Origin of the sequence: Halomonas caseinilytica (genome assembly GCF_001662285.1) — a bacterium.
GTDB classification, from domain to species: Bacteria; Pseudomonadota; Gammaproteobacteria; order Pseudomonadales; family Halomonadaceae; genus Halomonas; species Halomonas caseinilytica.
Window position 1 is genome coordinate 287,750 of sequence record NZ_BDEO01000007.1, and the last position, 11,617, is coordinate 299,366.

Below are 11,617 nucleotides of genomic sequence, written 5' to 3' on the forward strand. Positions count from 1 at the left end.
ACGACAGGGCAGGAGGGGCGGGGCTGCCTCGGGGCGATCTCAGTTTTCGTCCCAGGCATGCGCCAGAGCGTGGCGAAGCTGCTCGAAATCGAATCCTCTGCCCGCAAGGAAACGCTCTCGCCGAGCCCGCTCCCGCGGCGTCTCGCCCGGCCCCGGAAAGCGGCGCGACAGCACGTCGCCGGCCAGCTGGAACCAGTCGACCTCGGACGCCAGCTCGGCAAAGGCCTGGCGCGCGGTATCATCGTCGATGCCCCGGCGTTCGAGTTCGGCGCGCAACTTGATTGGCCCCTGCCCACGGGCGACCCGGGCACGCAGGAAGCTTTCGGCAAAGCGCGCGTCCGATTGCAGGCCTTGCTCTTCGAGTTCTAGCAGGCAGGCATCGACGTCCTCGCCGGCATGCCCTTTCGCGGTCAGGCGTTCGCGCAGCTCGCGTCGAGCATACTCCCGCCTCGCCAACAGGCGGATGGCGTCTTCCCGGGGTGTGCTCTCGGCCGTCTCGCGCATCGTTTAGAGCAGGCCGTCCTCACGCTCGCCGCCTTCACCGATCGGGGCCTCGGCCTCGGCTTCGCCTTCTTCCTCGCGAGGTTCCGGCGTCGCCAGCAACTGGGCGCGAATCTGACTTTCGATCTCCTCCATCATCTCCGGATTGTCCTCGAGGAACTGAGCCGCGTTGGCCTTGCCCTGGCCGATCTTGTTGCCCTGATAGCTGTACCAGGCCCCCGCCTTGTTGACCAGGCCGCACTGAACCCCCAGGTCGACCACCTCGCCGGCATGGTAAATGCCCTTGCCATAGAGGATCTGGAACTCGGCCTGGCGGAATGGCGGCGACACCTTGTTCTTGACCACCTTGACCCGCGTCTCGTTGCCGACGACCTCGTCGCCCTGCTTCACCGAGCCGGTGCGCCGAATGTCCAGACGCACGCTGGAGTAGAACTTCAGGGCGTTGCCACCGGTAGTGGTTTCGGGGCTGCCGAACATCACGCCGATCTTCATGCGAATCTGGTTGATGAACACCACCATGCAGTTGGCGTTCTTCATGTGGCCGGTCACCTTGCGCAGGGCCTGGGACATCAGGCGAGCCTGCAGGCCGACGTGGGAGTCGCCCATCTCGCCCTCGATCTCGGCACGCGGCGTCAGGGCCGCCACCGAGTCGATGATGATCACATCGACCCCTCCCGAGCGCACCAGCATGTCGCAGATTTCCAGCGCCTGCTCGCCGGTATCGGGCTGGGAGACCAGCAGGTCATCCAGATTGACGCCGAGCTTCTCGGCATAGCTGGGATCGAGCGCGTGTTCGGCATCGATGAAGGCACAGGTCTTGCCCTGTTTCTGCGCCTCGGCGATGACCGCGAGCGTCAGGGTCGTCTTGCCCGAGGATTCAGGGCCGAAGACTTCCACCACACGACCATAAGGAAGGCCACCGATGCCCAGGGCGATATCCAGACCCAACGAGCCGGTGGAAACCGCTGGCATCGCCACACGCGGCGTGTCACCCAGCCGCATCACGGTTCCCTTGCCGAACTGTCGCTCGATCTGGGATAGCGCGGCGTTCAGCGCCTTGGAACGGTTTTCGTCCTGAGCCATGACAGGCCTCCTAAGCGATAGCGAATGATGGAGGGATGGCCGATGACCACACCCTCTTCACTGTATGATTGCACAGTAGTATGACGAAAAAAGCGCCGCTCGGCCAGCCCCGAAGGTCCGCTACCCATGCGGCGTCAGCCAGCGTATCAGGCCTACCAGCGCTTCGCGCACCGCCGCCTCGCGCACGGCATCGCGGTCGCCGGCGAAGTGTCGGCATTCGGCATCGCGCTGCCATCCATTCCCCCAGGCCAGCCAGACGGTCCCCACCGGCTTGCCGTCGGTGCCGCCTCCGGGGCCGGCGACACCACTGACGGCCACGGCCAGGTCGGCCCCGCTCTCGGCGCAGGCCCCGGCTACCATGGCCTCGACCACCTGCCGACTGACCGCACCATGTTCGGCCAGCACGGTCTCGGGAACCCCGAGCAGGCGCGTCTTGGCGGTATTGGCATAGGTGACGTAACCGGTTTCGAAGTAATCGGAGCTTCCGGCGACCCCGGTGATGGCGCTGGCCACGCCACCGCCGGTACAGGACTCCGCGGTACTGACCACGATGCCCCGTTCCCGGCACAGGCGTCCCAGGTATTCGGCAAGCCTTGCCGGATCAAGGGGCTCCGAGCTTTCGGCATGTACCGCCATGGCGTGTCCTCCAGGCCGCTGGTAACTGAGCGACGGCGCTCCTGACGCCGAACGTCCTTGAGCGTAGAATACTGGCTTTGTCCGCGACATGCATGACGTGTGCGTCGCCATGATTCCGCTGTCGTTCTTCGCTCCATCACCACCGGCAAGCCAAGGAAGCCCATGTCACAGGCCAGCGCTCAACATACTCCGATGATGGCTCAGTACCTGAAGATCAAGCGCGAGCATCCAGACGTGCTGCTCTTCTACCGGATGGGCGATTTCTACGAGCTGTTCTTCGATGATGCCAAGCGAGCCGCCGCCCTGCTTGATATCACCCTGACCCAGCGTGGCCAGTCGGCGGGCAAGCCGATTCCCATGGCCGGGGTGCCCTATCACAGCGCCGAGGGCTATCTGGCGCGACTGGTCGCTGCCGGTGAGTCGGTGGCCATCTGCGAGCAGATGGGCGACCCGAATACCACCAAGGGGCCGGTGGAGCGCAAGGTCGTGCGCATCGTCACCCCGGGCACCCTGTACGACGAGGCACTGCTCGATGCCCGTCGCGATAACCTGGTGGTCGCGCTGCACGCCGCCGGCGAACGCTGGGGGCTGGCCTGGCTGGAGCTCTCCAGCGGTCGCTTCAGCGTGCTCGAGGTCGAAGACGAGACCGAAGCCCTGGCCGAGCTGACACGCCTGGATCCGGCCGAGCTGCTGGTGTCCGAAAGCCTGACCCTGCCGCCCGGCCTGGAGGCACATCAAGGCCTTCGCCGGCAGAACGACTGGCTGTTCGACCTGGAAAGCGCCACCCGCACCCTGTGCGACCAGTTCGCCGTCCAGGACTTGAGAGGCTTCGGCTGTGCACACCTGGAATCCGCCATCACCGCCGCCGGCGTGCTGATCGACTACGCCCGCGACACCCAGCGCTCGCAACTGCCCCACGTCACCGCCATCGGCGTGGAAAGCCGCGACGACGCCGTGGTGATCGATGCCGCCAGCCGCCGCAATCTGGAGATCGGCGTCAACCTTGGCGGCGGCACCGACAACACCCTGGCCAGTGTGCTCGATACCACCTCCACCGCCATGGGCTCGCGCCTGCTCAAGCGCTGGCTCAACCGGCCATTGCGCGATCGCGCCCAGGTGTCGGGCCGCCAGGCCGCGGTTGCCGCCCTGCTCGACGGCGATGGCTTCGTCGCCCCCCGCGAGGCCCTCAAGGCAATCGGCGATGTGGAACGCATTCTGGCCCGGGTCGCCCTCTACAGCGCCCGCCCCCGGGATCTCGCCAGGCTGCGCGACGCCCTGAACGCCCTGCCCGAGCTCGAAACGGAGCTTGCCCGCTTCGAGGAAGGCACCGCCCTGGACGACCTCAAGCGGCGCATCCACCCCTACCCGACACTGGCCGATACGCTGAGCCGAGCCCTGGTGGAAAATCCGCCGGTGGTGATCCGTGACGGCGGCGTGATCGCCGAGGGATTCGATGCCGAGCTCGACGAGCATCGCGGCCTGGCCGAACACGCCGGCGACTACCTGATCGAGCTGGAAACCCGGGAGCGCGAACGCACCGGCCTGACCGGCCTCAAGGTCGGCTACAACCGGGTCCACGGCTACTATATCGAGATTCCCCGGGCCCAGGCCCGGGAGGCGCCGGTGGACTACATTCGCCGCCAGACGCTGAAGAACGCCGAACGCTTCATCATTCCCGAGCTCAAGGAATTCGAGGACAAGGCACTATCGGCCAAGTCCCGCGCACTGGCCCGCGAGAAGCTGCTCTACGACGGCCTGCTCGACGACCTCAACGCCGAGCTCGCCACGCTCCAGGCCACCGGCCAGGCCCTGGCGGCGCTGGACGTGCTCGCCACCCTGGCCGAACGCGCTCGGGCGCTGGACTTCGTGCGCCCCGAACTGCCCGAAACGGCAGGGTTCACCATTCGCGGCGGCCGCCACCCGGTGGTGGAACAGGTCAGCGACGCCCCTTTCGTGCCCAATGACCTGAACATGGACGATGAACGGCGCATGCTGGTGATTACCGGTCCCAACATGGGCGGCAAGTCGACCTACATGCGCCAGGCCGCCCTGATCACCCTGCTTGCCCACACCGGAAGCTTCGTGCCCGCCGATGCCGCCTCGATCGGCCCCGTGGATCGCATCTTCACGCGCATCGGCTCCTCGGACGACCTGGCCGGCGGGCGCTCCACCTTCATGGTGGAAATGACCGAGACCGCCAACATCCTGCATAATGCCACCGATCATAGCCTGGTACTGATGGACGAGATCGGGCGCGGCACCAGCACTTTCGATGGGTTGTCGCTGGCCTGGGCCAGTGCCGAACAACTGACCCGTAGCCGTGCATTCACGCTGTTCGCCACCCACTACTTCGAGATGACGACGCTGGCTGAACAGGCAGTAGGCGTGGCCAATGTCCACCTGACCGCCACGGAGCACAAGGACGGCATCGTCTTCATGCACCGGGTCGAGGATGGCCCGGCCAGCCAGAGCTACGGCCTGCAGGTCGCCCAGCTCGCCGGCGTGCCTCACAGCGTAATCGCTCGTGCGCGGGAAAAGCTTGCCAGCCTCGAGCAGCAGGAGATCGATCAGGGCCAGCGCCCCCAGCCCTCGGGCGAGGACGCTGCCTCGAACAGTGCCCCTCAACAGGCCGATCTCTTTGCCAGTGCCCCGCATCCCATGGTGGAAAGCCTCGGCAACCTGGGGCTGGACGACATGACACCGCGTCAGGCACTGGAATGGCTGTATCACTGGAAGGAAAGGCTCTAGCCGCCTTGCGGTCAGCGTGGCGGCCCGACTAGAATGGGGCCAATAAGCTCACTATATTATAAAAGTAACGGTTTTTATAACCTAAACTCATCATACGAGACCGATTGGCCGTGGCGCAAGCCGGCCCGAGGAAGGGAGACAGACATGACATTCGTCGTCACCGAAAACTGCATCAAGTGCAAGTACACCGACTGTGTCGAGGTCTGCCCGGTGGACTGCTTCTACGAAGGCCCCAACTTTCTGGTGATCCATCCCGACGAGTGCATCGACTGCGCCCTGTGCGAACCGGAGTGCCCGGCCGAAGCGATATATTCGGAAGACGAATTACCAGAGGGGCAGGAGCAGTTCATCGAGATCAACGCAGAGCTCTCCGAGACCTGGCCGAACATCACCGAGAAGAAGGATCCGCCGGAAGACGCCGAGCAGTGGGACGGCAAGGCAGGCAAACTGGAATACCTGGAACGCTGAGCCAGCACGGCAGGCGCGCCTGCCTGTGCCCCTGCGATAGTCGGCATGGACGACCGAGCACCGGCTCGCGTGCCCATGCCGATGGCGGAACACGAAGATGCCGGATGTCTCACGACATCCGGCATCTTTGCGTCTGCTGCCATGTCCAAGGAGAAACATCAGGCAAAAAAAGGCGGCCCGTAGGCCGCCCGCTCCTAGCCAATCCTTGAGCGAATCCCTTCGCTCTACATCCTGCGAGTGCAATCCTTGCTCGGAGGCGACCTCCTGTCACACCAAGCGCACTCGAGACTGCATCCCGTGGCATCCTGCCGGAAGAGCTCCGCTCTCCCTTGTCCCGAGTACATTGTGGCATGACTGAGAACCTTCTCAAGTGAGGCAAATTGCGCTGCCACTCTCGTGGCAGTGAATAGCCATGAGAAAATATCCTTTTATATCAATGGGATAAAAAAAGACCGATGCGCAAGGCACCGGTCTTCGTAGGAATTTTGTCGTCAATGTCTCCGGCCATCTGTAGGAAATCTCCTACAAGACGTCGAGCCAAAAACAACAGTGTTCGCTTATTGCCCCTTGATCGCACCACGCCCGGGGTAGTCCACACGCTCACCCAGATCGCGCTCGATCACCAGCAGGCGGTTGTACTTGGCCACCCGGTCACTGCGACACAGAGAGCCCGTCTTGATCTGGCCGGCACTGGTGCCCACGGCCAGGTCGGCGATGGTGGTATCCTCGGTCTCGCCGCTGCGATGCGAGATAACCGCGGTGAAGCCGGCATCCTGGGCCATCTTGATGGCATCCAGCGTCTCGGACAGCGAACCGATCTGATTGAACTTGATCAGAATCGAGTTGCCGATCCCTTCATCGACGCCACGCTTGAGAATCCGCGTATTGGTGACGAAGAGATCATCGCCGACAAGCTGCACCTTGTCACCGAGCTTGTCGGTCAATGCCTTCCAGCCCTCCCAGTCGGACTCGTCCATGCCATCCTCGATGGAGACGATGGGGTACTGGTCGCACAGTTCGGCCAGGTAATCGACAAAGCCTGCGGCATCATAAGACTTGCCCTCGCCGGACAGGGCGTACTGGCCATCCCGGTAAAACTCGCTGGAGGCGCAGTCCAGCGCCAGGGTGACGTCACGGCCGAGCTCATAGCCGGCATCCGCCACGGCCTGCTTGATCACCGCCAGCGCCTCGGCATTGGAGTCGAGATTCGGCGCGAAGCCGCCCTCGTCGCCCACGGCGGTCGCCAGGCCACGACCGGCCAGCACCTTCTTCAGGGCATGGAATACCTCGGCTCCCATGCGCAGGGCTTCGCGGAAGCTCTCGGCCCCCACCGGCTGGATCATGAATTCCTGGATGTCGACGTTGTTGTCGGCATGCTCGCCACCGTTGAGGATGTTCATCATCGGCACCGGCATCAGGTACTGGCCCGGCTGGCCGTAGAGCTCGGCAATGTGGGCGTAGAGCGGCATGCCCTTGGCATTGGCCGCCGCCTTGGCCGCTGCCAGGGACACGGCCAGAATGGCGTTGGCGCCGAGCTGTGCCTTGTTGTCGGTGCCATCGAGCTCGAGCATGGCGCCATCCAGGCCCCTCTGGTCACGCGCGTCCATGCCCACCAGGCGCTCGCGGATCTTGCCGTTGACCGCCGCCACGGCCTTCGACACGCCCTTGCCAAGATAACGGGACTTGTCACCGTCGCGCAGCTCGAGGGCCTCACGGGAACCGGTGGAAGCCCCGCTGGGCGCGCAGGCTTCGCCCACGGCACCACTCTCCAGGCGCACCTCGGCCTGTACGGTCGGATTGCCACGTGAATCGAGCACCTCGAGGGCGCGGATATCGACGATCTTGGTCATAGGTCGTGCCGTCCTTATACGAATCAGTCAGCGTTGAAGAAATCAGGCAATCTCGAGCGGGTCAAACCCCTTCACCAGGTCATCCAGTGCCTTGAGTTGCGCCAGGAAGGGCTCGAGCTTGTCCAGAGGCAAGGCGCAGGGACCATCGCATTTGGCATTGTCCGGGTCCGGATGCGCCTCCAGAAAGAGTCCCGCCAATCCCACGGCCACACCGGCGCGCGCCAGCTCGGCGACCTGGGCGCGGCGGCCATCGGCGCTATCGGCACGGCCGCCGGGACGTTGCAGGGAGTGGGTGACATCGAACAACAACGGATAGCCGGTCTGTTTCATGTCACCAAAGCCGAGCATGTCGACCACCAGGTTGTTGTAGCCGAAGCTCGATCCTCGCTCGCAGAGGATCAGGCGGTCGTTGCCGGCTTCCTCGCACTTGCGCAGGATGTGTCGCATCTCGTGGGGCGCGAGGAACTGCGGCTTCTTGATGTTGATCACCGCACCGGTTTCGGCCATGGCCACCACCAGGTCGGTCTGGCGGGCCAGAAAGGCCGGCAACTGGATGACGTCGGCGACTTCCGCCACCGGAGCGGCCTGCCAGGGCTCGTGCACGTCGGTGATCACCGGAACGCCGAAGCGTTCCTTGATCTCGGCGAGCATCGCCACGCCATCCTCCAGGCCGGGACCGCGGAAGGAGTGGATGGAGCTGCGATTAGCCTTGTCGAAGCTGGCCTTGAACACATAGGGCATGCCGAGCCGGGAGGTGACCTCGACATAGGCCTCGGCGACTTCCAGGGCCAGCTCTCGGGATTCCAGCACGTTCATGCCACCGAACAGGGTCAGCGGCAGCGAATTGCCGACCCGAAGGCCGGCGAATTCGATGGGGCGTTCGGGATCGGTCATCGATCACTCCTGCGGGGTGGACTGAGCGCGGCTGCGTACCGCCTTGTGCTCCAGCGCCGCACTGACGAAACCGGTGAACAGCGGATGGCCGTCACGGGGCGTCGAGGTGAATTCCGGATGGAACTGACAGGCCACGTACCAGGGGTGGTCGGGCAGCTCGATCATCTCCACGAGGGAGCCATCGACGCTCTTGCCCGAGACCACCAGGCCGGCCTTTTCCAGCGCCTCGACGAACTGGTTGTTGACCTCGAAGCGATGGCGGTGACGCTCGACGATCTCGTCGTCGCCATAGGCCTCGCGAGCCCGCGTTCCCGCCGCCAAGCGGCAGACCTGCCCGCCCAGACGCATGGTACCACCCAAATCCGAGGCCTCGTCGCGCAGCTCGATCTTGCCTTCCGGGCTGATCCATTCGGTGATGAGGCCCACCACCGGGTGCTGGGTCTCGCGGGTGAACTCGGTGGAATTGGCGTCTTCCCAGCCGGCCATGTGGCGGGCGAACTCGATCACCGCCACCTGCATGCCAAGGCAGATGCCCAGGAAGGGAATCTTGTTCTCCCGGGCGAACCGGGCCGTGGCGATCTTGCCCTCGACCCCGCGTTCCCCGAAGCCGCCGGGCACCAGGATCGCATCCTTGCCGGCCAGGCGCTCGGGGCCATGGCGCTCGATGTCCTCGGAATCGACATAGTCGATGTTGACCTTGATGCGGGACTGGATGCCGGCATGGGTCAAGGCTTCATTGAGCGACTTGTAGGCGTCGAGCAGTTCCATGTACTTGCCGACCATGGCGATGTTGATCGACTTGAGTGGATTGAGCTTGGCGTCGAGCACGCTGATCCATTCGCCGAGATCGGCCTCGCCGGCCTCCAGACGCAGCTTGTCGCAGACGATCTCGTCCAGGCCATGTTCGTGCAGCATCAGCGGGATACGATAGATGGTATCGGCATCCTGCAGCGGCACGACCGCTCGTTCCTCGACATTGGTGAACAGCGCGATCTTGCGGCGCTCGCTTTCCTCGAGATCGACCTCGCTCCGACAGATCAGGATATCCGGCTGGATGCCGATGGAACGCAGTTCCTTGACACTGTGCTGTGTCGGCTTGGTCTTGGTCTCGCCGGCGGTCTTGATGTAGGGCACCAGCGTCAGGTGCATGAAGATTGCTCGGCTGGCGCCCAGCTCACTGCGAATCTGGCGAATCGACTCGAGAAACGGCAGCGACTCGATGTCGCCGACGGTGCCGCCGATCTCGACCAGCGCCACATCGAAGCCCTTGCCACCCTCATAGACACGGCGCTTGATCTCGTCGGTGATGTGCGGGATCACCTGCACGGTGCCCCCGAGATAATCCCCGCGACGCTCCTTGCGCAGCACGTGCTCATAGACACGGCCGGTGGTGAAGTTGTTGGCCTGGGACATCTTCGTGCGGATGAAACGCTCGTAGTGCCCCAGGTCGAGGTCGGTCTCGGCGCCATCCTCGGTGACGAATACCTCGCCATGCTGGAATGGGCTCATGGTGCCCGGATCCACATTGATATAGGGATCGAGCTTGAGCATGGTGACCTTGAGGCCGCGCGCCTCGAGAATAGCCGCCAGCGAGGCCGACGCGATGCCTTTGCCGAGTGAGGACACAACGCCGCCGGTCACGAAGATATATCGTGTCATGGAGAACCTGTCGAAACGTGATCGGTAGGCCCGGCAGGAAGCCGCGCCAGGATGGGACCACAGAGTAGCAGATGACGGCCTCGTGCTCAATTTTGTCCTGCCACGGCTTCCCGGCGGCAGTTCTACGCGGAGGCGCTGTAAACCCTTCCCTGGGCGCTACCTTTTCCATCCATGGAAAAGGACCTCCGCTCCTAACTGCCACCGGCGCCGCCGACCATCAGTGCTTCCGCCGCAAACGTCGAGTTACAGACTGCCAGCTCGGTGTTCGGGTTTTCTTCCCCCTTCCAGCCCGGACAACGTCCGGGCGTTCTTCCCTCTTTTTCCCCCTTCCCTCTCCTGAACAGCGTCCAGGGCTTACACATCCAGATAATCGAGGATGCCTTCGCCCGCCTGACGGCCTTCGAACACGGCAGTCACCACCAGGTCCGAGCCACGCACCATGTCGCCGCCGGCGAAGATCTTCTCGTTGGTGGTCTGGAAGGCGTAGGCACCTTCCTCGGGCGCCTTGACCCGGCCCTTCTCGTCGAGCTCGATGCCCACGGTCTCGAACCAGGGCGCCGGACTCGGCTGGAAACCGAAGGCGATGACCACCGCATCGGCAGGCACCACCTCTTCGGAGCCGGGCACGACCTCGGGACGCTGGCGACCGTTCTCGTCGGGCTCGCCGAGACGAGTGCGCACCACCTTGATGCCCTCGACTCGATCCTCGCCGATCACCGCCACCGGCTGGCGGTTGAACAGGAACTCCACACCTTCCTCGCGAGCGTTCGCCACTTCCTTGCGCGAGCCGGGCATGTTGTCCTCGTCACGGCGATAGGCGCAGGTCACGGACGCCGCGCCCTGGCGGATGGCCGTCCGATTACAGTCCATGGCGGTGTCGCCGCCGCCCAGCACCACGACCTTCTGGCCCTCGAGGGACACATAGTCCCCCGGGTCGTTCTCGAAGCCCAGGCAGTGGTTGACGTTGGCAATCAGATAATCGAGCGCCTTGTGCACGCCCGGCAGGTCCTCGCCAGGGAAGCCACCCTCCATGTACTTGTAGGTGCCCATGCCGAGGAAAACGGCATCGTACTCCTCGAGCAGTTGCTCGAAGGGCATGTCGCGCCCGATCTCGACACCGAGGCAGAACTCCACGCCCATCTCTTCGAACACCGCCCGGCGCCGCTCCATCACGGTCTTCTCGAGCTTGAACTCGGGAATGCCGAAGGTCAGCAGGCCACCGATCTCGGGATACTTGTCGAACACCACCGGCTTGACCCCGTTGCGCACCAGGATGTCGGCACAGCCTAGCCCTGCCGGGCCGGCCCCGATGATCGCCACTTTCCTGTCGGTCCACTCTACCTTGGACATGTCCGGGCGCCAGCCCATGGCAAAGGCGGTATCGGTGATGTATTTCTCCACCGAGCCGATGGTCACCGCGCCGAAGCCGTCGTTGAGCGTACAGTCGCCTTCGCACAGCCGATCCTGGGGACAGACCCGGCCACACACCTCCGGCAGCGAATTGGTGCGGTGGGAAAGCTCGGCGGCCTCCAGGATGTTGCCCTCGCTGACCAGTTGCAGCCAGTTGGGGATGTAGTTGTGCACCGGGCACTTCCACTCGCAGTAGGGATTACCGCAGTGCAGGCAGCGGTGCGCCTGGGCGGCCGCGTCCTGGGGCTTGAACGGCTCGTAGATCTCGGCGAACTGCTTCGCTCGAGTGCGAGCCGGCTTCTTCTCGGGGTCCTGACGACCCACGTCGATGAACTGGAAATCGTTGTTCAAGCGGTTGGCCATGTTCT

Annotated in this window: 9 protein-coding genes; 2 read left to right on the forward strand and 7 right to left on the reverse strand. The window is 64.1% G+C overall.

What is annotated here, in order from left to right:
- Positions 1–39 precede the first annotated feature (39 nt).
- The 3 genes from HSDC_RS09030 to HSDC_RS09040 all read right to left on the reverse strand — a co-directional run bounded on the left by HSDC_RS09030 (position 40) and on the right by HSDC_RS09040 (position 2,220).
- Positions 40–504, reverse strand: a complete 465-nt coding sequence (locus HSDC_RS09030) for a regulatory protein RecX (RefSeq protein ID WP_064699597.1) — start codon at positions 502–504, stop codon at positions 40–42.
- A gap of 3 nt (positions 505–507) precedes the next feature.
- Positions 508–1,584, reverse strand: coding sequence for a recombinase RecA (gene recA, locus HSDC_RS09035; protein ID WP_064699598.1), 1,077 nt, complete (start codon positions 1,582–1,584; stop codon positions 508–510).
- Positions 1,585–1,704: 120 nt separating this feature from the next.
- Entirely contained in the window at positions 1,705–2,220 is a 516-nt protein-coding gene (locus tag HSDC_RS09040) for a CinA family protein (RefSeq protein WP_064699599.1), read from the reverse strand.
- Positions 2,221–2,382: 162 nt separating this feature from the next.
- Between HSDC_RS09040 and mutS the strand changes: the two genes are divergently transcribed.
- Positions 2,383–4,968 carry a DNA mismatch repair protein MutS gene (gene mutS, locus HSDC_RS09045; RefSeq protein ID WP_064699600.1) on the forward strand — a complete coding sequence of 862 codons (2,586 nt, stop codon included), beginning with the start codon at positions 2,383–2,385 and terminating at the stop codon, positions 4,966–4,968.
- A 144-nt stretch (positions 4,969–5,112) separates the two neighbouring features.
- A complete protein-coding gene (gene fdxA, locus HSDC_RS09050) occupies positions 5,113–5,436 on the forward strand; it encodes a ferredoxin FdxA (protein WP_064699601.1) in 324 nt (107 codons plus the stop codon).
- Positions 5,437–5,993: 557 nt separating this feature from the next.
- Here fdxA and eno read toward each other — a convergent pair.
- The 4 genes from eno to HSDC_RS09070 form a co-directional block, all read right to left on the reverse strand.
- Complete coding sequence (eno, locus tag HSDC_RS09055; protein ID WP_064699602.1) at positions 5,994–7,286, reverse strand: phosphopyruvate hydratase; 1,293 nt, start codon at positions 7,284–7,286, stop codon at positions 5,994–5,996.
- 42 nt (positions 7,287–7,328) lie between these two features.
- Complete coding sequence (gene kdsA / locus HSDC_RS09060) at positions 7,329–8,180, reverse strand: 3-deoxy-8-phosphooctulonate synthase (RefSeq protein WP_064699603.1); 852 nt, start codon at positions 8,178–8,180, stop codon at positions 7,329–7,331.
- Positions 8,181–8,183: 3 nt separating this feature from the next.
- Entirely contained in the window at positions 8,184–9,839 is a 1,656-nt protein-coding gene (gene pyrG / locus HSDC_RS09065; RefSeq protein ID WP_064699604.1) for a CTP synthase, read from the reverse strand.
- 354 nt (positions 9,840–10,193) lie between these two features.
- Positions 10,194–11,612, reverse strand: a complete 1,419-nt coding sequence (locus HSDC_RS09070; protein ID WP_064699605.1) for an FAD-dependent oxidoreductase — start codon at positions 11,610–11,612, stop codon at positions 10,194–10,196.
- Positions 11,613–11,617 lie beyond the last annotated feature (5 nt).

Excerpts from the sequence above, each read along its gene's own strand:
- HSDC_RS09040 (WP_064699599.1), bottom strand. The coding sequence starts at position 2,220 with ATGGCGGTACATGCCGAAAGCTCGGAGCCCCTTGATCCGGCAAGGCTT.
- fdxA (WP_064699601.1), top strand. The coding sequence starts at position 5,113 with ATGACATTCGTCGTCACCGAAAACTGCATCAAGTGCAAGTACACCGAC.
- HSDC_RS09070 (WP_064699605.1), bottom strand. The coding sequence starts at position 11,612 with ATGGCCAACCGCTTGAACAACGATTTCCAGTTCATCGACGTGGGTCGT.
- HSDC_RS09030 (WP_064699597.1), bottom strand. The coding sequence starts at position 504 with ATGCGCGAGACGGCCGAGAGCACACCCCGGGAAGACGCCATCCGCCTG.
- kdsA (WP_064699603.1), bottom strand. The coding sequence starts at position 8,180 with ATGACCGATCCCGAACGCCCCATCGAATTCGCCGGCCTTCGGGTCGGC.
- pyrG (WP_064699604.1), bottom strand. The coding sequence starts at position 9,839 with ATGACACGATATATCTTCGTGACCGGCGGCGTTGTGTCCTCACTCGGC.
- eno (WP_064699602.1), bottom strand. The coding sequence starts at position 7,286 with ATGACCAAGATCGTCGATATCCGCGCCCTCGAGGTGCTCGATTCACGT.
- mutS (WP_064699600.1), top strand. The coding sequence starts at position 2,383 with ATGTCACAGGCCAGCGCTCAACATACTCCGATGATGGCTCAGTACCTG.
- recA (WP_064699598.1), bottom strand. The coding sequence starts at position 1,584 with ATGGCTCAGGACGAAAACCGTTCCAAGGCGCTGAACGCCGCGCTATCC.